Here is a 23,952-nt window from a genome sequence, read left to right on the forward strand (position 1 = left end):
GCCTGGCGTGCTGGCTCAGGGCTTCCAGCGTCGCAGGAGCAGGGCGTTGCCGACCACGCTGACGCTGGAGAAGGCCATCGCCGCGCCCGCCACCATCGGGTTGAGCAGGCCGAAGGCCGCCAGCGGGATGCCGATCACGTTGTAGATGAAGGCCCAGAACAGGTTCTGGCGGATCTTCGCGTAGGTCCGCCGCGAGATGTCCAGCGCCGCCGGCACCAGGCGCGGGTCGCCGCGCATCAGGGTGATGCCGGCGGCGTGCATGGCCACGTCGGTGCCGCCACCCATGGCGATGCCGACGTCGGCGGCGGCCAGCGCCGGGGCGTCGTTGATGCCGTCGCCGACCATCGCCACCACCCGGCCCCGGCCTTTCAGCTCGGCGACCGTGGCGGCCTTGTCCGCCGGCAGCACTTCCGCGTGTACGTCGTCGATGCCCAGGGCCTTGGCCACCACCGCCGCGCTGCCGCGGTTGTCGCCGGTGATCAGATGGCTGTGGATATCCCGTCCGCGCAGGGCCTCCACCGCTTCGGCGGCGCCGTCCTTGAGGCTGTCGCCGAAGGCGAACAGGCCGAGCACGCGTTTCTCCGGAGCCAGTTCCAGCAGCCAGGACAGGGTGCGGCCCTCGGCCTCCCAGTCCGCGGCGGCACTCGCCAGCGCGCCGGGCTTGAGTTCCTGCTCGTCGAGCAGGCGGCGGTTGCCCAGGGCCAGCCGGCGACCCTCGACCTCGCCCTGGATGCCGCGACCGCTGAGGGCCTGGCTGGCGTTCACCGGCGGAACCTCCAGGTCGCGCTCGGCGCAGCGCTCGAGCACGGCCTTGGCCAGCGGGTGCTCGCTGCCGCGTTGCAGGGCGCCGGCGAGCCTGAGCAGCTGCTCCTGATCGTCGCCGCCGAGGTGGATGATCTGCGGTCGCCCGGAGGTCAGGGTGCCGGTCTTGTCGAAGGCCACGCTGGTGACCGCATGGGCGACTTCCAGGGACTCGGCGTCCTTGATCAGGATGCCGTGGCGTGCGGCCACGCCGGTGCCGGCCATGATCGCGGTCGGGGTAGCCAGGCCGAGGGCGCAGGGGCAGGCGATCACCAGCACCGCCACGGCGTTCACCAGGGCCTGCTCCAGGCCGACCCCGGCGACCAGCCAGGCGCCGAGGGTGACCAGCGCGATGAGGATCACCACCGGGACGAAGACCTGGCTGACCTTGTCCACCAGCTTCTGGATCGGCGCCTTGGCGGCCTGGGCGTCTTCCACCAGGCGGATGATCTTCGCCAGCACCGTTTCCCCGCCGAGCGCGGTGGTGCGCAGGAGCAGGCGGCCTTCGCCGTTGATCGCGCCGCCGGTGACCTTGTCGCCGGGAGCCTTGGGCACCGGCAGGCTCTCGCCGGTGATCAGCGCCTCGTCGGCGTGGCTGCTGCCGTCGAGCACCTCGCCGTCCACCGGGAAGCGTTCGCCGGGACGCACCACCACCTCGTCGCCGAGGCGCAACTCGGCGATCGCCACCTCTTCCTCGCGACCGTCGCGCAGGCGCACCGCGCGCTCCGGGCGCAACGCCTCGAGGGCGCGGATGGCGCTGGCGGTCTGGCGCTTGGCGCGGCTTTCCAGGTACTTGCCGAGGAGGATCAGGGCGATCACCACGGTCGAGGCTTCGAAGTAGAGGTGCGGCATGTGGCCGGGCGGGGCGGTCAGCCAGAGGTAGACGCTGAGGCCGTAGCCGGCGCTGGTACCGAGGGCGACCAGCAGGTCCATGTTGCCGGCGCCGGCTTTCACCGCGCGCCAGGCGGAGACATAGAAGCGCGCGCCGATGACGAACTGCACCGGGGTCGCCAGGAGGAACTGCGCCCACGGCGGCAGCATCCAGTGCAGGCCGGCCCATTCCACCAGCATCGGCAGCACCAGCGGCAACGCCAGCAACAGCGCGGCGATCACCCACCAGCGTTCGCGGCGCAGGCGGCGCTCGGCATCGTCCTGGCGTGGTTGCCCCGCGTCGAGCAGGCGGGCCTTGTAGCCGGCCTGTTCCACCGCCTGCAGCAAGGCCTGGCTGTCCACGGCGCCGAGCAGCTCGAGGTGGGCGCGCTCGCTGGCCAGGTTGACGCTGACCTCGCGTACGCCGGGCACCTTCTTCAGCGCCCGCTCGACCCGGCCGACGCAACTGGCGCAGGTCATGCCCTCGATGGACAGTTCCAGGCTGCGCGCCGGAACCTGGTAGCCGGCCTGCTCGACCGCCGCCACCAGGGCCGGCAGGCTGTCCGCCGGGGCCTGCACGCGGGCCTGCTCGCTGGCCAGGTTGACCGAGGCGGCCGCGACCCCGGGCACTTTCTTCAGGGCTCGTTCGACACGGCCGGCGCAGGACGCGCAAGTCATGCCGCTGACCGGCAGATCGAGCTCGGTTAGCGTGGCGCTGTTCATGAGTCCTCCTTGGAATGGACAGAAGTGGCACCGCAGACGCCCTGGGAGGCGCCGGTGAGATCTGTCGCCAGGTTCAGCCTTGACATCGTGTCAAGGTCAAGCCCCGGATTCATACAGGAAGGCGGCGCAGGGCGCAGTGGCGGCTTTATGTCGCAGGAGCAGGGGGGAGGGGGAATGGCGCTGGAAAACCGTTGCGGCACGGAAAAGCGCAGGGTTTTCACAGGGGTGGGACCGATAACACTAGACCTCGCGAAGGGCTGCGCCAAGGTATTTCGTCGCTTGCGGAAAAAAAACCTGCTGATGACGAAAAGTACTTTTTACCGTCATATTTTTTGCGGTATTTGTGGAACCGTAGACCGCCGAACCCTGCAGCACAGGTGGCGGCCCCGGCCCTCACCTCTGCTGTCAGGCTCTCCCCACCGGAAGAGAGAAGGCGGCTCGCCCCCCGGCGGAGCGCCGACCCGGCATTCCGTCGCCAGGCCCTTAGCAGAAGGTGATCGCGTATGGATGACCACGGACGTTCCCGCCCCACCCAGCCCACCCTGTACGTCCTCGATACCAATGTCCTGATCCACGATCCGAATGCCCTGTTGAACTTCCAGGAACACCGCGTCGCGATCCCGATGACGGTGCTTGAAGAGCTGGACAAGCTGAAGACCGGAAAGCACACCATCGCCGCCGAGTGCCGCCAGGCCATCCGCCTGATCGACCAGGTACTCGGCGAGGCCACGCCCGAGCAGGTCGAGGGAGGGGTTCCGATCCAGCGTGGCAAGAACGGCCCCAGCGGCAGCCTGTCGATCCTCATGAGCAAGCGTGCCGAGCCCATCACCTGGCTGCCGGAGCACCTCAACGACAACAAGATCATCAACCAGTTGGTCGAGCTGAAGAGCCGCCACAGCGGCGTGCGCGTGGTGCTGGTGACCAAGGACATCAACATGCGCCTGAAGGCGCGCGCCTGCGGGGTGGACGCGGAGGACTACCACACCGACCAACTGATCGACGACGTGGCCCTGCTGTCGCGCGGCTACCATTCCCTCGCCGGCTCTTTCTGGGACCGCGTGAGCAAGGTCGAGACCCGCCAGGACCACGGCCGTACCTGGCATCGCGTGCAGCTCACCGACAACCTGCCGGCGGTGCACATCAACGAGTTCATCGTCGACGAACAGGGCTTCGTCGGCTGGATCAAGGGCATCCAGCAGGACGAGCTGACCATCCTCGACCTGCACCAGGAGCCGCTCCTGCACCAGGAAGCCTGGGGCCTGCGGCCACGCGACGTGTACCAGTCGCTGGCGCTGTACGCGCTGCTCGACCCGGACATCCACCTGGTCAACCTGTCCGGTGCCGCCGGTTCCGGCAAGACCATCCTGGCGCTCGCCGCGGCCATCGAGCAGACCATGGTCAGCAAGCGCTACCGGCGCATCATCGCCACCCGCAGCGTGCAGGGCCTGGACGAGGACATCGGCTTCCTGCCCGGCACCGAGGCGGAAAAGATGGAGCCCTGGCTCGGCGCCATCACCGACAACCTCGAAGCGCTGCACATGGACGACGAATGCACCCATGGCAGCGTCGACTACATCCTCAGCAAGGTGCCGTTGCAGTTCAAGTCGCTGAACTACATCCGCGGGCGCAGCTTCCAGCAGAGCCTGATCCTCATCGACGAATGCCAGAACCTCACGCCGCACCAGATGAAGACCATCATCACCCGCGCCGGCAGCGGTTCGAAGGTGATCTGCCTGGGCAACCTGGCGCAGATCGACACGCCCTACCTGTCCGCCACCAGCTCCGGCCTGACCTACCTCACCGAACGCTTCAAGGACTTCCCCCACGGCGTGCACGTGACCCTGCAAGGGGTGCCGCGCTCGGTGCTGGCGGAGTACGCCGAGGCGCATATGTAACCACGCGGCGTCGCAGGCGTTGCGCTGCGCCCGGCCTCGAGCCGGGCGCAGCGGCTGGCGTTCACGGATCTGCAACATGTCCTAGACTTCGGGCCCCAGTTCCGGGAGTCCGCCGCATGGCTTTCGCCGCATCCGTGATTCGCACCGTTTCCGGCCTCGAAGTCGAGGTCATGCATGCCTATGCCAGGATCGTCGAGGGCACCGACCCGGAAGCGCTGCACGATCTGCGCGTCGCCGCCAGGCGCCTGCGCAGCCTGTTGAAACCGTTGCGCCTGGGGGCTCTGGCCGAGGACCTGGATCGCGCGGCGAAAGCCCTCGGGCAGGCCACCAATCCGATCCGCGACATGGAAGTGATGGCGGCCGAGCTGGAGCGCCATGGCCTGCTGATTCCGGCTTCGCTGCGCAGGCAGGCGGTGCTCCGCTGGTATCGGCAGGCAGGGAGCAGTCCACAGATCAAGGATTTGCTGGACGCGCTGGACGCCTGGCCGGACGGTGTCCGGCGGGCGATGACGGAAGGTCGCCTCGACGATCTCGAGGCGGAGGCGAGCAAGCGAATCAGGCACCAGTTGCGCAAGCTGCTGGCGGCGCTCGACGATCCCGGACACGATCTTCACGACATCCGCCTGTTGGTGAAGCGCGCACGTTATTCGCAGGAGGCCTACCCGGACCTCTGCCCCCTGCCGGGAAAGGTGCTCGACACGCTGAAAACGCTACAGACCATGCTGGGGGATTGGCACGACCACCAGCAATGGTGCCTCAGGGCCGAAGAGCAGGCCGACCTGCGCCCCCTGAGCGCGGAATGGCGCAGGTCCGAGGCCGCCGCCCTGGACCGGGCCGAGGAACCCGTTCGGCGCCTTGCCAGGTTGCTGGGGAAAGCCATCGGCCGCACCTGAGCGGGTCGGCTACCTGGCCTGGCGGATTATCCGGGGCTTGGGCGAACCGGGCAGCGCGTGGGGGACTTCGATCCGCTCGCGCAGTTTGCGCAGATATTCCCGACCTTCCCGTTCGGTATGGAAGGGGATGCGATAGGCGCCGACCTGGATGATCCATCCGCCCTTGGTCGAAGGGGGCATTCGCAGTTGCATGGGGCACCTCCCTGTGGGCCCTGTCCAGCGCTCCCGGCGCGGTATAGGTATTGACCAACGCTAGTCGAGCTTTCTCGACGTCGTCATCAAACCTTCATCTACCTGTCAGGACTGGCAGGTCGCCGGGAGGCACGGCGACTGGGGCGTCGCTGGTGGCGCGGCTCAGGAGCGTTCCCCATGGGGGCGGTTCTTCACTGCCAGGAACAGCCGTACCCGGTCGTTCAGCTCCTGCAGGACATGGCTGAATCCTTCCAGGCCTTCCTGGAGGGTCGGGTCGCTGCAGCTCCAGGCGAGGGTCTGGGCGGAGTGCGGCAACTGTGCGAGTTCGTCGGTGTCTTTGTCGCAGAGGTCGATGAGATAGTCGAAGGACTCCCCGGCGAAGGTCTCCAGCGGCTTGCTACTCAACCCTTGGGTCGGGATGCCGGCGTGTTCGAGCACGCTCAGGGTGCGCGGGTCGACGCCAGCGGGGCGCACGCCGGCGCTGAACGCGGCGAAATGTTCGCCGTCGGTGTGCCGCAGGATGGCCTCGGCGATCAGGGAGCGGGCGTCATTGGCGATACAGACGAAGAGTACGCGCAGTCGGTCCGTCATCTTTCCGTTCTCCGGAGCGGGAAGCCTGTTGCGATCTTAGTCCGATCGTCACGGACCGGCAGGGCTGTCAGGAAAATTTCACCGGGTGGTCATTCGCCAACGAGGGCATACCTCTTTCTGTATACAATCATTCCCCTTCAGAATCCGGCCAAACCATCCCCGCTCGCGTCCCAGGGCTTACAATGACTGGCCAGTACCTTCCATCAGGAGCACCCACGTGCTGACCCATCTCGATTCCCAGGGCCGCGCCAACATGGTCGACGTCACGGAAAAGGCCGTGACCTCCCGTGAAGCCACGGCCGAGGCCGTGGTGCGCATGCGCCCGGAAACCCTGCAACTGATCCAGGACGGCGGCCATCCCAAGGGCGACGTCTTCGCCGTGGCGCGGATCGCCGGCATCCAGGCGGCCAAGCGCACCCACGAACTGATCCCGCTGTGCCATCCGTTGTTGCTCACCAGCGTCAAGCTCGAACTGCAGGCCGAGGCGCCGGACGCCGTGCGCATCCGCGCGCGTTGCCGGCTGGCCGGGCAGACCGGCGTGGAGATGGAGGCGCTCACCGCCGCCAGCGTCGCGGCCCTGACCATCTACGACATGTGCAAGGCGGTGGACCGCGGGATGGTCATCGAGCAGGTCCAGTTGCTGGAGAAGCTCGGCGGCAAGAGCGGCCACTACCGCAAAGAGGAGGAAGGGCAGGCATGATCCGCGTGCAGTATTTCGCCCGTTACCGCGAAGCCCTCGGCATCGACGGCGAGCAGTTGAACTGGGACGCCGGGCTGGCGACCCTCGGCGCCTTGCGCCAGCTCCTGGTGGAGCGCGGCGGGGCCTGGGAGCGTACCCTCGGCGAGCAGAACCTGATGTGTGCGCGCAATCAGGAACTGTGCGGCCTCGACGAGCCGTTGCAGGACGGCGACGAAGTCGCCTTCTTCCCCACCGTCACCGGAGGTTGAACCCATGGCCATCCGCGTCCAGCAGGCAGCTTTCGATCCGGGGCAGGAGCTTAACGCCCTGCATGCGCAGAACGTCGGCATCGGCGCGGTGGTCGGCTTCGTCGGCTACGTGCGCGACTTCAACGACGGTCGCGAGGTCGGCGGGATGTTCCTCGAACATTATCCGGGCATGACCGAGAAGGCCCTCGGCAAGATCGCCGCCGAGGCCGGGCAGCGCTGGCCGCTGCTGCGCCTGGAGATCCTCCACCGCATCGGCCGCCTGGAGCCGGGCGAGCCGATCGTCTTCGTCGGTTGCGCCAGCGCCCACCGGCAGGCGGCGTTCGACGCCTGCAACTTCGTCATGGACTACCTGAAGACCCGCGCGCCGTTCTGGAAGAAGGAAGACACCGCCGAAGGCCCGCGCTGGGTCGAAGGCCGCTGCAGCGACCAGGCCGCCGCGCAGCGCTGGGAGGAGTGACGTCTACCTCCTCGCGCCGCCGGCTTACCTCTTCGGAGGAATAGCCAGCCGGGGGCCCGCGGTTCAGGCTGAGGCATCGCCCGTTCCTAGGACCCCCTTCCATGAGCCACCTGGCCACCTCCACCTTCCAGCCGCTGAACATCGCCATCCTCACCGTCAGCGACACCCGTACCCTGGAAACCGATACTTCCGGCCAGACCCTCGCCGACGCGCTGCTGGCCGCCGGTCATCGCCTGCACCAGCGGAGCCTGAAGACCGATGACATCTACCAGATCCGCGCGGTGGTCTCGGCCTGGATCGCCGACCCCGAGGTACAGGTCGGCCTGATCACCGGCGGCACCGGCTTCACCGCGCGGGACAACACCCCGCAGGCGGTCGGGCCGCTGTTCGAGCGCGATGTCGAGGGCTTCGGCGAACTGTTCCGCCAGGTCTCGCAGCGCGAGATCGGCACTTCCACCATCCAGTCGCGGGCGCTGGCCGGGCTCAGCAACGGTACCCTGGTGTGCTGCCTGCCCGGCTCGCCGGGCGCCTGTCGCACCGCCTGGAACGAGATTCTCCTGGCGCAACTGGACAGCCGCACCCGCCCGTGCAATTTCGTCCCGCACCTGAAGACCCCGCCAGCCGTGGCGCCGGTGGCCGGCTGCGGGTGCCGCTCGTGAGCGCTTGCGCCTGCGATGGCGGCCAACTGCGCCCGCTCGACGAGGCGCTGGCCGAACTGCTGGCGCGCGCGCCGCGCCCGCCAGCCTGCGAGAGCCTGGCCCTGGAGCGGGCGCTGGGACGAGTGCTCGGCGAGGACCTGCTGGCGCCGATGGACCTGCCGCATTGGGACAACAGTGCGATGGACGGCTACGCCTTGTGCTCCGCCGACCTGCCGCGCAGCGGCGGCAGCCTGACGGTCGGCGCGCGGATCGCCGCCGGCGACACCCGCGGCATGAGCCTGCCGCTGGGCCAGGCGGCGCGGATCTTCACCGGCGCGCCGCTGCCGACCGGCGCCGACTGCGTGGTGCCGCAGGAACTCTGCGTGGTCGACGGCGAGCGCGTGCAGTTGCCGCCGGTGAGCGCCGGCCAGCATGTGCGCCGGCGCGGCGAGGAGTTGCGTCGCGGCGCGCCGGTGCTGCGTGCCGGACAGCGCTTGCGCCCGCAGGAACTCGGCCTGCTGGCGAGTCTCGGCGTCGCCACGGTCTCGGTGCGTCGGCGCTTGCGCATCGGCCTGCTGAGCAGCGGCGACGAATTGCGCGAGCCCGGCCAGACACTGTTGGCCGGGCAGATCTACAACGCCAACCATTACTGCATCGGCGCCTTGCTGCGCGGTCTCGGCTTCGAGGTGCACGACGAGGAAGTGCTCGCCGACGAACTGGTGGCCAGCCGCGATGCGCTCAGCCTGGCGGCCTCCGAATGGGACGCGCTGGTCACCAGCGGCGGTGTCTCGGTAGGCGAGGAAGACCACCTCAAGCGCGCCATCGCCGAGCTTGGCGAGGTCAACCTGTGGCGCCTGGCGATCCAGCCGGGCAAGCCGTTCGCCTTCGGCTCCGTGGCCGGCAAGCCCTGGCTGGGGCTGCCCGGCAACCCTGCGGCGGCGCTGGTCACCGCATTGCTGGTGGCGCGTCCGTTCCTGCTTCGCCAGCAGGGACTGTTCGACGTAGTGCCGCGGCCGCTGGCGCTGCCGGCGGCCTTCGACTGGCCGCAACCGCGGGCGCGTCGCCAGTACCTGCGGGCGCGGCTCGATGAACGGGGGCGGGTGGAAATCCACCCGCAGCAGGGCTCGGCGATGCTGCTTGCCGCCAGTTGGGCGGACGGGCTGGCGGTGATCGAGCGCGGCGCCACCCTGGGCGTGGGTGATGCGATCGACTTTCTGCCGTTCTCCGCACTGATGGCCTGAGGCCTTCTTGATCCCGGTCAAGCGCCGACCGGGAGCGTCTTTCTAGAGTGTGGCGCCTGTGCCCCGGGGTTGCCCACTGCCGCGGAGCGCGTTTTTCGCCAGAGGAGCAACCCCATGCAACTGGTCTGTCCGGCGGGCAGCCTGCCCGCCTTGAAGTCGGCCCTGCGACAGGGCGCCGATGCCATCTACGTCGGTTTCCGCGACGACACCAACGCCCGCCATTTCGCCGGCCTCAACCTTGACGAACGCCAGTTGCAGGAAGGCCTGCGGCGAGTCCACGAGGCCGGGCGGCAGCTCTACGTAGCGGTCAACACCTATTCCAGCGCGCAGGGCTGGGAGCGCTGGCAGCGCGCGGTGGACCAGGCCGCCGACCTCGGCGTCGATGCGTTGATCGCCGCCGACGTGGCGGTGCTCGGCTATGCCGCGAAGCGTCATCCGCGGCTCAACCTGCATCTGTCGGTGCAGGGCTCGGCAACCAATGCCGCGGCCCTGGCCCTCTATCACGAACGCTACGGCATCCGTCGCGCGGTCCTGCCCCGCGTGCTATCGCTGGCGCAGGTACGCCAGGTGGCGGCCGGTAGCCCGGTGCCGGTGGAGGTGTTCGCCTTCGGCAGCCTGTGCATCATGGCCGAGGGCCGCTGCCACCTGTCCTCCTACGTCACCGGCGAGTCGCCGAACCTCTGCGGCGTCTGTTCGCCGGCCAGGGCGGTGCGCTGGAGCGAGGAACCGGAGGGGTTGACCTCGCGCCTCAACGAAGTGCTCATCGACCGCTACGCCGCCGGCGAGGCGGCCGGCTACCCGACCCTCTGCAAGGGCCGTTTCCTGGTCAATGGCCAGCGCTTCCATGCGCTGGAGGAACCGACCAGCCTGAACACCCTGGACCTGGTCCCGCAACTGGCGGAAATCGGCGTGGCGGCGGTGAAGATCGAAGGCCGCCAGCGCAGCCCGGCCTACGTCGAGCAGGTCACCCGGGTCTGGCGCCAGGCGCTGGACAGCTACGCCAGCGCGCCGGGCGCCTATAGCGTGCAGCCGCAATGGCAGCGCGCGCTGGCCGGACTTTCCGAAGGGCACCAGACCACCCTGGGCGCCTATCACCGTTCCTGGCAGTGAGGACCGCCGCGATGAAACTGAGCCTGGGACCGCTGCTGTTCTACTGGGACAAGCGGCAGATATTCGATTTCTACGCCGAGATGGCCAGCCAGCCGCTCGACGTCATCTACCTCGGCGAGACCGTCTGCGCCAAGCGCCGGGCGCTGTCCCTGAATGACTGGCAGGCGCTGGCCCGCGAGCTGGCGCAGGCGACCCGTGCCGAGCTGGTGCTCTCCGGGCTGGCGCTGATTGAGGCCGCTTCGGAGCTGTCCAGCCTGCGCCGGCTATGCGAGAACGGCGAACTCCGGGTCGAGGCCAACGACATGGCCGCCGTCTATTACCTCAGCCAGCGCGGCGTGCCCTTTGTCGGCGGTCCGGCGCTGAACCTCTACAACGGTCATGCCCTGGCCGAACTGTATTCCTGGGGCATGCGCCGCTGGATTCCGCCGGTGGAAGTCTCCGGCAAGCTGCTGCGCGGGGTGCTCGACCAGGCTGCGCAGCTGGGCCTGGAGCAATTGCAGACCGAGGTCTTCGCCTACGGTCACCTGCCGCTGGCCTACTCGGCGCGCTGCTTCACCGCGCGGGCGGAGAACCGGCCCAAGGACGACTGCCAGTTCTGCTGCCAGCAGTATCCCGAAGGTATCCCGCTGCTCAGCCAGGAGGGCGAGGCGCTGTTCACCCTCAACGGCATCCAGACCATGTCCGGCAAGGTCAGCAACCTGCTGGCCGACTACCGCTCGCTGGAACATAGCGGCGCCGACCTGCTACGCCTGAGCCCTCGGGCGCAGGGCATGGCCGAGGTGATCGCGGCCTTCGACCGGGTACGCAAGGGTGCCGCTCCGCCGCTCGCCGTGGAAGGCTGCAACGGCTACTGGCACGGCCGGCCGGGGATGCTGCGGGCAGAGGAGGCAGGGCTATGCTGAACTGCCAACGCCTGCTCCTCGGCGTCGCCGGACGCCTGTTGCCGCTGGCGGCGAAGGTTCCGCGCGGGCTCCAGCACCTGGTCCTGCAACGGGTCGCCAACCGGCTGTTCGCCCAGCCGCTGGAGGAGGGCGCCTTCGACCTGCTGGAAGGTCGCTGGCTGCGCCTGGAAGTCAGGGACCTCGGCGTCGGCTGGTGCGTCACCCGGGTGCCCGGCGGCCTGCGCCTGGTCGAACGGCCACGTGCCAGCGTGACCATCCGCGGCGACTGGCGCGACTTCCTGCTGCTGGCCAGCCGGCATGAGGACCCGGATACCCTGTTCTTCCGCCGCCGCCTGGTGATCGAGGGCGACACCGAGCTGGGCCTGGCGGTCAAGAACCTCCTCGACAGCCTCGACCCGGAGCACCTGCCGCCCTGGTTGTGGAACGCCGTGGAACGGGCCGGGCGGGCAGTGCAGGAGGAGCGCGGCGAGGCGCCCCAGGGGCCGGTCCAGGGGGCGCGGGGCGGCTGAGGTCGGTGGAAAGGGGCGTATAGCGACGCCAATGTCGCTGGGCGCGCCCCTCCGATTGGGTGTATTCCCTGAAGCCTGAAACTCACTGAGGCTCTTTTCAGCGAGGCAACGCCCGGTTCGTTGCCGCATGGGCGGCGCGGAGCGAATGGGCGTTTCCCCTGACCAAACGGATAGCCTGTCTGTCCCCGTAACGCCCCTGTCAACTTGCCCCGGTAAACCGGACCTTCGTGAAGCCTGCGGAGAACTCCGGTATGAGTGGGATGGACCTCAAGCGCCGTCGCGTCGTGCAAGGCCTGGGCGCTGGACTGCTGTTGCCGGCGCTGGGCGCGCCGGCGGTGATCGCCTCGCCCAGGGCGCGGCCGAAGCTGACCGATGGCGTGCAATCCGGCGATGTGCAGGGCGACCGCGCGCTGGTCTGGAGCCGCACCGACCGCCCGGCGCGGATGATCGTCGAATGGGACACCCGTAGCGTCTTCAGCGAGCCGCGTCGGCTGGTCTCGCCGGTCACCGACGAGCGCCTCGACTACACCGCGCGCATCGACCTGCGTGGCCTGCCGGCCGACCAGTCGATCTTCTACCGGGTGCGCTTCGAGGATGCCCGCGACGGCAGCCTGAGCAAGCCCTGGTTCGGCCACCTGCGCAGTGCGCCGAGCGAGGCGCGCAATATCCGTTTCGTCTGGAGCGGCGACACCTGCGGGCAAGGTTTCGGGATCAATCCGGATATCGGCGGCATGCGTATCTACGAAGCCATGCGCCGGCGCCAGCCGGATTTCTTCCTGCACAGCGGCGACACCATCTATGCCGATGGGCCGATCCCCGAACGCATCGAGACCGAGAGCGGGCGCATCTGGCGCAACCGGGTGACCGAGGCCAAGAGCAAGGTCGCCGAGACCCTCGACGAGTTCCGCGGCAACTACCGCTACAACCTGCTCGACGACAACCTGCGCCGCTTCAACGCCGAGGTGCCGCAGATCTGGCAATGGGACGACCACGAGACCACCAACAACTGGTCCTCCAGCAAGCAGCTCGACGAGCGCTACCAGGTGAAGGACATCGACGTGCTGGCGGCCCGTGCACGCCAGGCGTTCCTCGAATACGCGCCGCTGCGCTTCCAGCGCCAGGGGCGCGACGGGCGGATCTACCGCAAGGTCGCCTACGGCCCTTTGCTCGACGTGTTCGTCCTCGACATGCGCAGCTACCGCGGCGGCAACAGCGCCAACCTGCAGGCGCGGCGCAGCGCCGCCACCGATTTCCTCGGCCGTGAGCAGTTGCAATGGCTCAAGCGCGAGTTGCGCGGTTCGCGTGCGCAGTGGAAGGTGATCGCCGCCGACATGCCGATCGGCCTCTGCGTGCCCGATGGCAAGGACGCCCAGGGTCGCGACCGCTGGGAGGCCATCGCCAACGGCAACGACGGCGCCGCCCTCGGCCGCGAGCTGGAGATCGCCGACCTGCTGCGCTTCGTCCAGCGCGCCGAGGTGCGCAACACCGTCTGGCTGACCGCCGACGTGCATTACTGCGCAGCCCACCACTACAGCCCGGAGCGTGCCGCGTTCAAGGACTTCGCGCCGTTCTGGGAGTTCGTCGCCGGGCCTCTCAATGCCGGTAGTTTCGGACCCAACGCGCTGGATGGCACGTTCGGCCCGCAGGTGATGTTCCAGAAGGCCCCGCTGGTCCAGAACAGTTCCCCCTTCGCCGGCTACCAGTTCTTCGGCGAGGTGGAGATCGATGCGCAAAGCCGCGCGCTCACCGTCACCCTGCGCGACCTCGACGGCGAGCCGGTGTTTTCCCAGGAACTGCAGCCCGACGGCGCCTGAGCCGCGGCTACCCCATTCCGATAAAGGAGTATCCCGATGCACCTCTTGCGTAACGCCGCCCTGCTGGGCGGCCTGGCCCTGCTGGGCCTGCCGGTGGCCAACGCCGCCGAGCTGATCATCTCCGAGTATGTCGAAGGCAGCGGCAACAACAAGGCGCTGGAGTTCTACAACAGCGGCAGCCAGGTCCTCGACCTCTCCGCCTACCGCGTCGAGTTCTATTTCAACGGCGCCAGCGCGGCGGGCCGCAGCATCGACCTGAGCGGCAGCCTGGCGCCGGGCAAGACCTTCGTCCTTGCCAACGGCGTGGCCGACCCGGCGTTGCTGGCGCTGGCCAGCCAGCGGGTGGAAGGCAGCTGGTTCAATGGCAACGATGCGGTGCTGCTGCGCCGGCGCAGCGGCGAGATCCTCGACAGCCTCGGCCAGGTCGGCTTCAACCACGGCACGACCTGGGGCAGCGGCGATGTGCAGACCCTTGACCGGAGCCTGGTGCGCAAGGCCGACATCCGCGACGGCGACAGCGATCCCAGCGACGCCTTCGACCCGGCGGCGCAATGGCTGGGCTACCCGCGCGACACCTTCGCCAACCTCGGCCAGCATGGCGCTGGCGAGCCCGGCGGCGGCGAGGAGGCCGGCCTGCGACCGATCCACGAGGTGCAGGGCGCCGGCGCCGAAAGTCCGCTGGTGAACCAGCGGGTCGCCATCGAGGGCGTGGTGGTCGGCGACTTCCAGAACGCCAGCGAGCTGAAGGGCTTCTACGTGCAGCAGGAAGATGCCACGGTGGACGGCGACCCGGCGACCTCCGAAGGCATCTTCGTCTACGACGGCGGCAACGGCAGCGACGTCAAGCTCGGCGACCGCGTCCGGGTGACCGGCCAGATCCGCGAGTTCAACGGCCTCACCGAGCTGGTCGGGCCACTGCAGGTCAGCGTCCTGGCGAGCGGCGTGGCGTTGCCGACGCCGGCCGGCATCAGCCTGCCGCTGGCCAGCGCCGATGCGCTGGAGCGCTACGAAGGCATGCGCGTGCAGCTCCGCCAGACGCTGACCGTCAACGAGGTCTACAACCTCGGCCGCTACGGCGAGGTCCTGCTGTCCTCCGGCGGCCGCCAGATGACTCCGACCAACGTGGTGGCTCCCGGCGAACAGGCCAAGGCCATGCAGGCGCGCAACGACCTCGACCGGATTCTCCTCGACGACGGCCGCAGCGGGCAGAACCCCGACCCGATCCGCTACCCGGCGCCGGAACTGAGCGCCTACAACAGCCTGCGCGTCGGCGATCGCACCAGCGCCATCGACGGCGTGCTCGACTACTCGGCCGGCAGCTACCGTATCCAGCCGTTGCAGACGCCGACCTTCGAGGCGGCCAATCCGCGTCCGGCCCAGCCGGCGGTGGAAGGGCGCCTGCGGGTGGCCAGCTTCAACGTGCTCAACTACTTCAACGGCGATGGCAAGGGCGGCGGTTTCCCCACCTCGCGCGGAGCCAACACGGTCGAGGAGTTCCAACGGCAGAAAGCGAAGATCGTCGCGGCGATCCTCGCCTCGAAGGCGGACATCGTCGGCCTGATGGAGATCGAGAACGACGGCTACGGCGAGTTCAGCGCCATCGCCGACCTGGTCAACGGCCTCAACGCCAGCCTGCCCCAGGGCCAGCGCTATGCCTTCGTCAACCCGAACCGGGCGAAGCTGGGCAGCGACGAGATTGCCGTGGGGCTGATCTATCGCGGCGACAAGGTCCGCACCTATCGATCCGCGGCGGTGCTCGACAGTTCGGTGAACCCGGAGTTCGACGACACCCGCAACCGTCCGACCCTGGCCCAGACCTTCCAGGAGATCAATGGCGGCGAACGCCTGACCATCGCGGTGAACCACCTGAAGTCGAAGGGCTCGGCCTGCGACGGCGACCCGGACACCGGCGACGGCCAGGGCAACTGCAACCTGACCCGGGCGCGCGCCGCCCAGGCCCTGGTGGACTGGCTGGCGGGCGATCCGACGGGCGCCAAGGAACCTGACCGCCTGATCATCGGCGACCTCAATTCCTATGCCAAGGAAGACCCGGTGAACGTCATCCGCGGCGCCGGCTACACCGACCTGGTGGCGCGTCAGGCGGGCGCAGGAAAGGGCTACTCCTACGTGTTCTCCGGGCAGTCCGGCTACCTTGACCACGCCCTCGCCAACGCCAGCCTGGCGCGCCAGGTACGCGGCGCGGTGGAGTGGCACATCAACGCCGACGAGCCCCGGGTGCTGGACTACAACGTCGAGTTCAAGACCCCTCGGCAGCAGGACAGCCTGTACAACGCCGAGCCGTACCGGGCCTCCGACCACGACCCGGTGGTGATCGGTATCGACCTGCGCCGGGTGGCGATGAAGAAGCACCGCAGGTAGGCAGCGGATAGCGCCCGTTGTGGTGGGATACCGGCGGATAACGCCGGTGGCGTATTCGCCCCACGGAACGGAGGCCCCTCCAGGTTCGTACGTCGTCAACCGCGCAGCGGCGGCAGGTAGCCCAGTTCCATCAGCTTGATGTCCGCTTCGCCGACGCGCTCGAAATGTTCGCGACGGGTTTCGTCCATCGGTTCGCGGCCGTTCAGCAGCAGGGTGCCACGGCCGGGAATGTCGACCAGCTCCGTAGCCGCCGGGAAGTCCGTGGCCCTTAGCGGATGCGGGCAGAAGCCGATCCAGCCGATGCTGCGGCGGTCCGGGAAGGTCCGCTGGTGTACGAAGTACGCATGCGGAGCGAGCATGCCCCAGGTCGTTTCGGGCCAGATTTCCAGCGCCGCGAGGAAGATCGCGACGAAGGAGGAAGCCGGTGCGTCGAACACTTGCAGCAGGCTGCCGGCATCTTCCAACTGGAGCCTGGACGAGACGGCCCTGCCGCTGGCCTCGTAGTCCAGCGACAACCCGCCCTTGAGCGGATCCTCCTCGCCGTTCCATAGCACCAGTTCCACCGCCCGGGTGCGTCGGTCACGCGACAGGGCCTTGGCGAGATCCTGGCGGTGCTCGGTGACGTTGTGGCTGAGGGCATCGCGCAGGGAGTCGCCGCACAGGTACCAGTTCTCCAGCACCGGATGGAGGGGCGCGAGGGCATCGAGGAAGCGCTCTATCCGTTGCAGGTGCTGGTCGTCGTCCAGTTCGAGGAGCCGTGCCGGATCGAAGTACAGCTCGAATATGTAGCGCCTGAAAGCCTTGGCGTCCGTCATGCGCAATACCCCGGGTTCTCTTCGCAAAACCTTTTCATCTCTTCCTGTTCCTTCGCGCGGGTTTCCTGGTAGTCGTCGTGCTCGTCCGTTCCCGGCATCGGATTCCAGAATGCCTTCAGGTTGGCCAGTCCCATGCGCAGGTACTCCGCGGCGCAGTACTCGTAGACGATCCGCTGCAGGAAGTGCCATTCGACGACCACCGGCGGGGTCGGTCGGGCCTTGTCGCTGTGGACCTCGGCCTTCTGCAGCAGGTCCGACTTCACCTTGGCCCGCGCCCAGGGCCTGGGCACGCCGAGCAGCGGGACGAACAGGAAGGCGTAGTTGGCCTTCGCCTCCAGCAGGGTGCAGCGCGGCTCGTCGAAGCCGTCCCACCAGGTGCCGCTCCAGAACCATTCGTGGGGAAACGGGAAATTGGTCACCCACTGCTGGTAGCGCGCGGACAGGTCCGACATGCTGTGGCCCTTGCCGTTATTGGCGATGGCCATTTCGCCCCGGGACGGCGGGCACTCCACGCAGTCCTTGTCGCGGCCCTGGCTCTTGCTGCAATCGCGCTCGGCTTCCCGGGTCCGGTCGCGGCTCAGCGTGCCGGTCTCGGTCCTGGGCAGGGTCTGCGGCACCGGCATCGGACGCGGTACCGGCCTGGGCAGCGCGCCGGGGGCCGGTCGCGGCAGCGGGCGCGGCGCCGGCATCGGCAAGTGCGGCCGGGGCGGCGCGGGTAGCTCGAAGGGCAGCCGCGGGCCCATGCGGGGCAGCGGTCGGAAAAGCGCGCCTATGCCGCTCATGCCGGTCTCCCCGAGGTTTCGTACGCGCGCCACTTCTGGCTGGCCAGGCGAAACTCGACGATCCGTTCGTAGTCCTGGAAGCGTTGTTCCGGGCTGTCCGCCAGCGGCCGGCGCATGTGTGCGACAAACGCCGGCGTGTCCTGGAAGCCGGGGAAGGCCAGGCCGTGCAGGAGAAAGCGTTCGATCGTCCCGGGCTCTTCGATACCCAGTTCCAGCGCCGTCGTGCGCAGCTCGCCGAGTTGCCGGATGGCGGGCAGCAGGCCGCGTCGTTCGAGCCAGGCGGGAGCCTCCCGGCGTACCTCCAGCAGGACCCGCTCGATGACTTCGTCGTCGCGGACCCGTTGCAGGCGATCCAGTTGGCCGGCATCCAGTTCAAGCATCGGCGGTCCGCTCCGTTTCCCGGTCATAGACGAGATAGCCGCCCTGCAGGGGCTGCCAGACCTGCCAACGCTCCAGCGGCGCCATCACTTGCGTCCATTGCCGCGCGGTCATGACCTGCTCCAGCGCCCGGCGCACTTCCGGGCTGTAGTAGCGCAACAGCGCCCGGCGGCCGTCGGGCATGCGGGTGAAGAGCAGCCCGGCGAAGTGTTTCGCGAGGTTTTCGAAGGACGCCCGGCTCCACAGCCAGGAGGTCATGGGCGAGCGGCGGTCCCAGTCGCGCAGCCAGCCGAGGAATTCGCCCGATGACGAAAGCGAGGCGCTGTCCATGAATTCGATCAGGACCGGCCCGGCATGGGCGATTTCGTCCAGCTCGCTCCCGGCCAGCAGCCAGCGCGAGCGGATTTCCCCCGCGGCCTTTTCCAGGCGGGTGTCCAGGGTCAGGTAGCGGGCGCCGTCCGCCAGGGCGAACAGGCGGCTGTCCGGCGTAGGCGCCGCGAGCGCCGGCTGGAGCCGGCTCACGGTGCGCCGCCGAGGCTTTCCAGGGGCACCAGGGCCTGGTTGCGGCGTGCCGCCAGCAGCAGGCATTGCAGGCACAGCTTCGGTGGGGCGAGGGCGAGAGCGGGTGCGCCGCCGCCGCTGTTGCCGATCAGCACCGTGCCCGCGCCGCCGACCACCAGGTTGCCGTGGGTGCCGACGCTACCTACCACGGTGGCGGGCTTGCCGTTGATCAGTACGTTGGCGATGACGTTGGCGCTGAGGGTGGCGCCGCAGGCGGTGGCGTCGCCCTGGCGGGCGGCGGACCGATGGTCGAAGAAGACGTCGGGCGAGCCGCCGACGATCGGGTTGCTGCCGTGGCCCGGCAGCGGACACGCGGTCGGATCGCCCAGGCGCGCAGCGGGTTTGCCGCTCATGCTCAAGTCCCTATGAGATAAACCCTGGCACTCTGCCGTGCCACTCGGGGGCGGACAACCTATCTGAACTGCTCAGGAGGCACCTTCGGAAACGGCTTGGGCAACCGCGTCCTTGCCTGGTTGCGCTTGAAGGGATTTCCTACCTGGAAGTCTCGTCACCCGCCTGCGAAAGGCGCAGGCGTACGGAGCGATGGCGCGATGGGGAGGGGAGCCTGGGAGGAGGGAAGGAGGCGTTTCGCGCAGCGTCGCGTTCGCTTTGCCTGCGCAGGGGCTGTCCGCCGATACCGCGCTGGAGCGACGGATAGCCGCGATAGGGTTATCCGCCCTGCGCCGAGACCGCCGGGGGAGGAGACAGGGAGGCTGTTCCTGGCTCCTCCCGTGCGATCAGTGATGCTCGCGCGTCGCGCGGAAGCGGATGTCCGGCCAGCGTTCTTCCATCAGGCTGAGGTTGACGCGGGTCGGCGCCAGGTAGGTGAGGTGCCCGCCGCCGTCCACGGAGAGGTTCTCGAAGGCCTTGTCCTTGAACTCCTTGAGCTTCTTCTCGTCGTCGCACTCGATCCAGCGTGCCGACCAGACGTTGATCGCCTCGTAGGCGCACTCGACCTTGTATTCCTCCTTCAGGCGGCTGGCGACCACGTCGAACTGCAGCACGCCCACCGCACCGAGGATGATGTCGTTGTTGCGCTCGGGGAAGAACACCTGGGTCGCACCTTCCTCGGCCAGTTCCTGCAGGCCCTGGCGCAACTGCTTGGACTTCAGCGGGTCTTTCAGGCGCACGCGGCGGAACAGTTCCGGGGCGAAGTGCGGGATGCCGGTGAAGCCGAAGTTCTCGCCTTCGCTGAAGGTGTCGCCGATCTGGATGGTGCCGTGGTTGTGCAGGCCGATGATGTCGCCGGCATAGGCCTCTTCCAGTTGCTCGCGCTCGGAGGAGAAGAAGGTCAGCGCGTCGGCGATCTTCACGTCCTTGCCCAGGCGCACGTGGCGCATCTTCATGCCTTTCTCGTACTTGCCCGAGCAGATGCGCATGAAGGCGATGCGGTCGCGGTGCTTGGGATCCATGTTCGCCTGGATCTTGAACACGAAGCCGGAGAACTTCTCCTCGGTCGGCTCCACGCTGCGTTCGTGGGTGGCGCGCGACAGCGGCTGCGGCGCCCAGTCGACGATGCAGTCGAGGACCTGGTCGACGCCGAAGTTGCCCAGCGCGGTGCCGAAGAACACCGGGGTCATCTCGCCCTTGAGGAAGGCGTCCTTGTCGAATTCGTGGCAGGCGCCCTGCACCAGCTCCAGCTCTTCGACGAAATTGTCGTAGAGATCGCCGAGGTGGGCACGGGCTTCGTCGGAGTCGAGCTTTTCGATGACCTTGGTCTCGATGCGCTCGTGGCCGTGGCCCGGGACGTAGACGATGATCCTGTCGTCGGCCAGGTGGTAGACGCCCTTGAAGTCCTTGTAGCAGCCGATCGGCCAGGTGATCGGCGCGGCCTTGATCTTCAGCACCGCCTCGATCTCGTCGAGCAGCTCGATGGGGTCGCGGATGTCGCGGTCGAGCTTGTTGATGAAGCTGACGATGGGCGTGTCGCGCAGCCGGCAGACTTCCATCAGGGCGATGGTCCGCGGTTCGACGCCCTTGCCGCCGTCGAGCACCATCAGTGCCGAGTCCACCGCGGTCAGGGTGCGGTAGGTGTCTTCGGAGAAGTCTTCGTGGCCGGGGGTGTCGAGCAGGTTGATCATGTGCTCGCGGTAGGGGAACTGCATCACCGAGGTGGTGATGGAGATGCCGCGCTGCTTTTCCATCTCCATCCAGTCGGACGTGGCGTGGCGGTCGGACTTGCGCGACTTCACGGTACCGGCGACGGCGATCGCCTTGCCCATCAGCAGGAGCTTCTCGGTGATGGTGGTCTTACCGGCGTCGGGGTGGGAAATGATCGCGAAGGTACGGCGCTTCGCGACTTCGGCGGCCTGAGTGGTCATGGATGCGTGCCTGCTGGAATCCGTTGGCGTGGGCGCGGGACGGCCCGGAAAAACGCGGGATTATAGCGGTAAAACGCGGCGCGTCGGGATGCCTGTCATCCGGCGATCGATGGAATGGCCGGTGGACAGCGAACTTGTCGCAGTCGTGCCGTTCCAAGCAGCCAGCGGCGGCCACCGCCGGATAGACTGCTTTCATTTCACCCGATCGAAGGAAATCACCATGAACGGAGTATCCAGACTGCTCTCCCTGGCGTTGCTGGGCGCGGCGCTGCACTGGGCGCCGGCGCAGGCCGAGGAGCAGCCGCGGCTGTTCGAACTGCTCGGCCAGCCCGGCTACAAGGCCACCTGGCACGCCATGTTCAAGGGCGAGAGCGACGTGCCGAAATGGGTTTCCGACGCCAGCGGCCCGAGTTCCCCGTCCACCAGCCTGAGCCTGGAGGGCCAGCCCTACGTCCTGGCCAACAGTTGCAAACCCCACGATTGCGGCAACAACCGCCTGCTGGTGGCGTTCCGTGGCGACAAGAGTGCCGCCTACGGGCTGCAGGTGAGCCTGCCGGACGAGCCCGCCGAAGTCATGCAGACGCCGAGCAAGTACGCCACCTATCGCTGGTACGGCGAACCCTCCAGGCAGGTCCGCGAGCTGCTGATGAAACAGTTGGAGAGCGATCCGAACTGGAAGTGACGCCGGGCCTGAGGGGGACCAGGCCCGGCGGCGGGAAGGGCGGATGATCGCTGGCGATCGTCCGCCGTTGCGCCATGCGCTCCCGCGGTCTTCCTTCAGAAACCGACCGAGGCCTGTACGTACAGGGTGCGCGGCTGGCCGACGTAGAGGCCCTTGTTGTTGTCGTCGAACGAGCGGGTGTAGTAGCGGCGATCGAACAGGTTCTTCACCCCCAGGCCGAGCTTGAGGTCGTTCAGTTGCGGGCCGAAGTCGTAGGTGCCGCGCGCGCTCCAGACCATCCAGCCGGCGATCCGCCCGGTGCTGCCGTCGGCGCTTTCGCTCTCGGTGTTGGCGTTGTCGGCGTACTGGCTGGTCTGGAAGCTGCCGTCGAGGTTGTAGCTCCAGGCGCCGGTGCGGTAGTTGGCGCCAAGGGTGCCCTTGTGCTTCGAGGAGAACGGCACCTGGTTGCCCTTGTTCGGCCCGTCCTCGCGAATGCTCGCGTCGACGTAGGCGTAGCTGGCATAGACGTCGAAGCCGGAGAGCAGCGGGTCGAGATCGGCCAGGTCGTAGGCAATCGCCGCCTCGATGCCCTTGTGCCGGGTCTTGCCGCGGGCGGTCACGCTGTCGGTCTGCTGGTTGCTCTCGTACTGGTTGTCGAAGTTGATCAGGAAGGCGCCCAGTTCGGCGCGCAGGATGCCGTCGTCGTAGCGGCTGCCGAGTTCCCAGGTGCGGGCCTTCTCCGGCTCGATGTCGCCGCTCTGCACTGCCTTGCCCATCTGGCTGTACTGCACGGTGCCGAACGAGCCCTCGGTGTTGGCGTAGAGGTTCCAGCTCGGCGTGAGGTGGTAGATCACGTTGAGCGCCGGCAGCGAGGCGTTGTAGCGGCCGCTGTCCTTGCTGTTCTTCAGCAGGTTCTTCTGTTCGGAGTCGATCTTCTCGTAGCGGATGCCAGGGGTGATGGTCCAGTTGCCGATGTCGATGCGATCGTCGATGTAGAACGCGTTGGCTTCGGTGCTGCCGCGGGTGTCGCGGTCGTTGCGGCTGCCGGTGCTGGGTAGCTGGCCGCTGTCGGCGCGGGTCCAGTAGCGCAGCTCGTGGCTGGCTTCGTTGACGTAGCGGTGGCCGATGCCCACTTCGTGGCGACTTTCGCCCAGCTCGAAGCCCTGGCTGAAGCGGGTTTCCAGGCCTCGCACCCAGTATTCGCGCGGCGACAGGGTGAGGTTGCGGCCCTGGTCGAGGTAGCCGCTGCGCAGGGTCTTGGTGAAGAAGCCGGTGACGTTGAGCTTCTGGCTGGCGTTGGGGGTGTATTCGTAGCTGGCGCTGGCCAGGGTACGGCGGCCCCAGAACTTGTCGTAGGGACGGGTCGACTGGTACGGATCGTCGCGGTAGGCCGCGGCGCTGAGGCCGCCGGGCATGTCGGCCTCGCCGTCGTAGTACTGGGTCATCGCCGAAAACGCGTGTTCGTCGCTGGGCTGGAAGCGGCCCTTGAGAATCAGGTCGTCGATCCGCGTATCGCTGTGCTCGCGCCAATCGCCGCCGCGGGTGCCGGAGTAGAGCAGGGCGCCGCCGAGGCCGTTGGCGCCGGTGCCGCCGATCAGCACGTTGTGGATGGTCTTCAGGCCGTCCTGGCTGGAGCTGGGGCTGAGTTCGCTGTGCACGTCGAGCTTGGTGGCGAAGTCCTCGGGGATCGCCCGGGTCACGAAGTTGACGATGCCACCGACGTTCTGCGGCCCGTAGCGCACCGCGCCGCCGCCGCGGACCACGTCCACCGCGTCCATGTTGCCGATGGACACCGGCGCCAGCGACAACTGTGGCTGGCCGTAGGGAGCGAAGGGCACCGGGATGCCGTCCATCAGCACCGTCGAGCGCGACGCCAGGCGCGGGTTGAGGCCGCGAATGCCGAAGTTCAATGCCAGGTCGTGGCTGCCGGTGCCGTTGTTGAGCGGCGCGCTGACCCCGGGAATGCGCTCCAGCACTTCGCGGGTGCTGGCCGCGCCTTGGGCCTGGAACTGCTCGCGGCGGACCACGTCGCGCGCACCGGGATGCTCGAAGACGTCGGCGGCGCTGGCGTCGGCCAGCCAGTCGCCGACCACGGTGAGCGCCTGCAGGTTGGCCGGGTCTTCCACCGGCAGCACCTCCAGGGTATAGGCGCCGTCGCCGCGGGCGCGCGCCTCCAGGCCGGAGCCGGCGAGCAGGGCGGCCAGGGCTTCCTCCAGGGTGTACTCGCCGTCCAGCGCCTGGCTGCGTCGCGCGGCGGTCTGTTCCGGGCTGAAGGCGATCAGCACGCCGGCCTGGCGGCCTAGGTGGTTCAGCGCCTGCTCCAGCGGCTCGGCAGGCAGGCGGTAGTACTGGCGGGCATCGGTGCGGATCTCGGCGGCGCAGGCGCTGCCGGCGGAAACCAGGACGGGACCGCCGAGGCAGGCGAGGAGCAGGGCGCGGCTGAGCGGCGACAGGGCGCGTGACGGGGACAT

23 protein-coding genes are annotated in these 23,952 nt (G+C 68.2%); 13 read left to right on the forward strand and 10 right to left on the reverse strand.

The genetic code is table 11. The features are described from left to right. Positions 1-15: 15 nt before the first annotated feature. Complete coding sequence (gene copA1 / locus VQ065_RS05425; RefSeq protein WP_003093042.1) at positions 16-2,394, reverse strand: copper-translocating P-type ATPase CopA1; 2,379 nt, start codon at positions 2,392-2,394, stop codon at positions 16-18. 503 nt (positions 2,395-2,897) lie between these two features. On the opposite strand from copA1, the gene VQ065_RS05430 reads away from it, so the two are divergent. Together VQ065_RS05430 and VQ065_RS05435 are read left to right on the forward strand one after the other, a co-directional pair. After that, the gene (locus tag VQ065_RS05430) at positions 2,898-4,289 is read left to right on the forward strand and encodes a PhoH family protein (RefSeq protein ID WP_003093038.1); all 1,392 of its coding nucleotides are present in this window, start codon (positions 2,898-2,900) and stop codon (positions 4,287-4,289) included. A gap of 116 nt (positions 4,290-4,405) precedes the next feature. After that, positions 4,406-5,182: a CHAD domain-containing protein gene (locus tag VQ065_RS05435; protein WP_003093036.1), complete on the forward strand. Its 777-nt coding sequence runs from the start codon at positions 4,406-4,408 to the stop codon at positions 5,180-5,182. A gap of 9 nt (positions 5,183-5,191) precedes the next feature. Here the strand turns inward: VQ065_RS05435 and VQ065_RS05440 are convergent, their stop codons facing one another. Then, a complete protein-coding gene (locus VQ065_RS05440) occupies positions 5,192-5,374 on the reverse strand; it encodes a hypothetical protein (protein WP_014604023.1) in 183 nt (60 codons plus the stop codon). Positions 5,375-5,536: 162 nt separating this feature from the next. Continuing rightward, positions 5,537-5,965 (reverse strand): arsenate reductase ArsC, encoded by a 429-nt coding sequence (locus VQ065_RS05445; protein WP_003093032.1) that lies wholly within the window; start codon positions 5,963-5,965, stop codon positions 5,537-5,539. 217 nt (positions 5,966-6,182) lie between these two features. On the opposite strand from VQ065_RS05445, the gene moaC reads away from it, so the two are divergent. The 10 genes from moaC (at position 6,183) to VQ065_RS05495 (ending at position 15,963) form a co-directional block, all read left to right on the forward strand. Continuing rightward, complete coding sequence (gene moaC, locus VQ065_RS05450; protein WP_003093030.1) at positions 6,183-6,665, forward strand: cyclic pyranopterin monophosphate synthase MoaC; 483 nt, start codon at positions 6,183-6,185, stop codon at positions 6,663-6,665. Further along, a complete protein-coding gene (gene moaD, locus VQ065_RS05455) occupies positions 6,662-6,913 on the forward strand; it encodes a molybdopterin converting factor subunit 1 (RefSeq protein WP_003093027.1) in 252 nt (83 codons plus the stop codon). The genes moaC and moaD overlap by 4 nt, the downstream gene beginning before the upstream one ends. Before the next feature lie 4 nt (positions 6,914-6,917). After that, complete coding sequence (gene moaE, locus VQ065_RS05460) at positions 6,918-7,370, forward strand: molybdopterin synthase catalytic subunit MoaE (RefSeq protein ID WP_003093025.1); 453 nt, start codon at positions 6,918-6,920, stop codon at positions 7,368-7,370. A gap of 101 nt (positions 7,371-7,471) precedes the next feature. Then, on the forward strand, positions 7,472-8,029 hold the full coding sequence (gene moaB / locus VQ065_RS05465) for a molybdenum cofactor biosynthesis protein B (RefSeq protein ID WP_003093023.1): 558 nt from the start codon (positions 7,472-7,474) through the stop codon (positions 8,027-8,029). Next, the gene (locus VQ065_RS05470) at positions 8,026-9,249 is read left to right on the forward strand and encodes a molybdopterin molybdotransferase MoeA (RefSeq protein WP_014604022.1); all 1,224 of its coding nucleotides are present in this window, start codon (positions 8,026-8,028) and stop codon (positions 9,247-9,249) included. The genes moaB and VQ065_RS05470 overlap by 4 nt, the downstream gene beginning before the upstream one ends. Before the next feature lie 114 nt (positions 9,250-9,363). Further along, a complete protein-coding gene (gene ubiU / locus VQ065_RS05475; RefSeq protein WP_003093020.1) occupies positions 9,364-10,359 on the forward strand; it encodes a ubiquinone anaerobic biosynthesis protein UbiU in 996 nt (331 codons plus the stop codon). An 11-nt stretch (positions 10,360-10,370) separates the two neighbouring features. After that, entirely contained in the window at positions 10,371-11,261 is an 891-nt protein-coding gene (locus VQ065_RS05480; protein WP_003093019.1) for a U32 family peptidase, read from the forward strand. After that, complete coding sequence (ubiT, locus tag VQ065_RS05485; protein WP_003093018.1) at positions 11,255-11,770, forward strand: ubiquinone anaerobic biosynthesis accessory factor UbiT; 516 nt, start codon at positions 11,255-11,257, stop codon at positions 11,768-11,770. Before VQ065_RS05480 ends, ubiT begins: the two co-directional genes overlap by 7 nt. 251 nt (positions 11,771-12,021) lie before the next feature. Continuing rightward, positions 12,022-13,584 (forward strand): alkaline phosphatase D family protein, encoded by a 1,563-nt coding sequence (locus VQ065_RS05490; RefSeq protein ID WP_003104245.1) that lies wholly within the window; start codon positions 12,022-12,024, stop codon positions 13,582-13,584. Positions 13,585-13,620: 36 nt separating this feature from the next. Beyond that, the gene (locus tag VQ065_RS05495; protein ID WP_003093016.1) at positions 13,621-15,963 is read left to right on the forward strand and encodes an endonuclease/exonuclease/phosphatase family protein; all 2,343 of its coding nucleotides are present in this window, start codon (positions 13,621-13,623) and stop codon (positions 15,961-15,963) included. A 95-nt stretch (positions 15,964-16,058) separates the two neighbouring features. On the opposite strand, the gene tsiT is transcribed toward VQ065_RS05495, so the two are convergent. From tsiT to VQ065_RS05525, 6 genes are all read right to left on the reverse strand, one after another. Next, entirely contained in the window at positions 16,059-16,778 is a 720-nt protein-coding gene (tsiT, locus tag VQ065_RS05500; protein ID WP_003093015.1) for a type VI secretion system immunity protein TsiT, read from the reverse strand. Further along, positions 16,775-17,560 (reverse strand): type VI secretion system effector protein TseT, encoded by a 786-nt coding sequence (gene tseT / locus VQ065_RS05505; protein ID WP_023098454.1) that lies wholly within the window; start codon positions 17,558-17,560, stop codon positions 16,775-16,777. Before tseT ends, tsiT begins: the two co-directional genes overlap by 4 nt. Further along, a complete protein-coding gene (locus VQ065_RS05510) occupies positions 17,557-17,940 on the reverse strand; it encodes a hypothetical protein (RefSeq protein WP_003093010.1) in 384 nt (127 codons plus the stop codon). The genes tseT and VQ065_RS05510 overlap by 4 nt, the downstream gene beginning before the upstream one ends. Continuing rightward, positions 17,933-18,460 carry a DUF4123 domain-containing protein gene (locus tag VQ065_RS05515; protein WP_003093008.1) on the reverse strand — a complete coding sequence of 176 codons (528 nt, stop codon included), beginning with the start codon at positions 18,458-18,460 and terminating at the stop codon, positions 17,933-17,935. The genes VQ065_RS05510 and VQ065_RS05515 overlap by 8 nt, the downstream gene beginning before the upstream one ends. Continuing rightward, positions 18,457-18,852 (reverse strand): PAAR domain-containing protein, encoded by a 396-nt coding sequence (locus VQ065_RS05520; RefSeq protein WP_003093006.1) that lies wholly within the window; start codon positions 18,850-18,852, stop codon positions 18,457-18,459. The genes VQ065_RS05515 and VQ065_RS05520 overlap by 4 nt, the downstream gene beginning before the upstream one ends. Before the next feature lie 384 nt (positions 18,853-19,236). Further along, positions 19,237-20,820, reverse strand: coding sequence for a peptide chain release factor 3 (locus tag VQ065_RS05525; protein ID WP_003093004.1), 1,584 nt, complete (start codon positions 20,818-20,820; stop codon positions 19,237-19,239). A gap of 220 nt (positions 20,821-21,040) precedes the next feature. Here VQ065_RS05525 and ivy point away from each other — a divergent pair, with 220 nt between their 5' ends. Beyond that, a complete protein-coding gene (ivy, locus tag VQ065_RS05530) occupies positions 21,041-21,502 on the forward strand; it encodes a lysozyme inhibitor Ivy (RefSeq protein ID WP_003093002.1) in 462 nt (153 codons plus the stop codon). A gap of 95 nt (positions 21,503-21,597) precedes the next feature. Here the strand turns inward: ivy and fecA are convergent, their stop codons facing one another. After that, positions 21,598-23,952 carry a TonB-dependent Fe(3+) dicitrate receptor FecA gene (fecA, locus tag VQ065_RS05535; RefSeq protein WP_003093001.1) on the reverse strand — a complete coding sequence of 785 codons (2,355 nt, stop codon included), beginning with the start codon at positions 23,950-23,952 and terminating at the stop codon, positions 21,598-21,600.

It is taken from the genome of Pseudomonas sp. KBN10P06128 (assembly GCF_037574945.1).
In the GTDB taxonomy this organism is placed as follows: Bacteria; Pseudomonadota; Gammaproteobacteria; order Pseudomonadales; family Pseudomonadaceae; genus Pseudomonas; species Pseudomonas aeruginosa.

Coding starts and splice junctions, on each gene's coding strand:
- moaD (WP_003093027.1), top strand. CDS start 6,662: ATGATCCGCGTGCAGTATTTCGCCCGTTACCGCGAAGCCCTCGGCATC.
- VQ065_RS05490 (WP_003104245.1), top strand. CDS start 12,022: ATGAGTGGGATGGACCTCAAGCGCCGTCGCGTCGTGCAAGGCCTGGGC.
- moaE (WP_003093025.1), top strand. CDS start 6,918: ATGGCCATCCGCGTCCAGCAGGCAGCTTTCGATCCGGGGCAGGAGCTT.
- VQ065_RS05430 (WP_003093038.1), top strand. CDS start 2,898: ATGGATGACCACGGACGTTCCCGCCCCACCCAGCCCACCCTGTACGTC.
- VQ065_RS05480 (WP_003093019.1), top strand. CDS start 10,371: ATGAAACTGAGCCTGGGACCGCTGCTGTTCTACTGGGACAAGCGGCAG.
- ubiT (WP_003093018.1), top strand. CDS start 11,255: ATGCTGAACTGCCAACGCCTGCTCCTCGGCGTCGCCGGACGCCTGTTG.
- VQ065_RS05520 (WP_003093006.1), bottom strand. CDS start 18,852: ATGAGCGGCAAACCCGCTGCGCGCCTGGGCGATCCGACCGCGTGTCCG.
- ubiU (WP_003093020.1), top strand. CDS start 9,364: ATGCAACTGGTCTGTCCGGCGGGCAGCCTGCCCGCCTTGAAGTCGGCC.
- VQ065_RS05445 (WP_003093032.1), bottom strand. CDS start 5,965: ATGACGGACCGACTGCGCGTACTCTTCGTCTGTATCGCCAATGACGCC.
- copA1 (WP_003093042.1), bottom strand. CDS start 2,394: ATGAACAGCGCCACGCTAACCGAGCTCGATCTGCCGGTCAGCGGCATG.
- VQ065_RS05495 (WP_003093016.1), top strand. CDS start 13,621: ATGCACCTCTTGCGTAACGCCGCCCTGCTGGGCGGCCTGGCCCTGCTG.
- ivy (WP_003093002.1), top strand. CDS start 21,041: ATGAACGGAGTATCCAGACTGCTCTCCCTGGCGTTGCTGGGCGCGGCG.
- tsiT (WP_003093015.1), bottom strand. CDS start 16,778: ATGACGGACGCCAAGGCTTTCAGGCGCTACATATTCGAGCTGTACTTC.
- VQ065_RS05440 (WP_014604023.1), bottom strand. CDS start 5,374: ATGCAACTGCGAATGCCCCCTTCGACCAAGGGCGGATGGATCATCCAG.
- VQ065_RS05525 (WP_003093004.1), bottom strand. CDS start 20,820: ATGACCACTCAGGCCGCCGAAGTCGCGAAGCGCCGTACCTTCGCGATC.
- VQ065_RS05510 (WP_003093010.1), bottom strand. CDS start 17,940: ATGCTTGAACTGGATGCCGGCCAACTGGATCGCCTGCAACGGGTCCGC.
- moaB (WP_003093023.1), top strand. CDS start 7,472: ATGAGCCACCTGGCCACCTCCACCTTCCAGCCGCTGAACATCGCCATC.
- fecA (WP_003093001.1), bottom strand. CDS start 23,952: ATGTCCCCGTCACGCGCCCTGTCGCCGCTCAGCCGCGCCCTGCTCCTC.
- VQ065_RS05435 (WP_003093036.1), top strand. CDS start 4,406: ATGGCTTTCGCCGCATCCGTGATTCGCACCGTTTCCGGCCTCGAAGTC.
- tseT (WP_023098454.1), bottom strand. CDS start 17,560: ATGAGCGGCATAGGCGCGCTTTTCCGACCGCTGCCCCGCATGGGCCCG.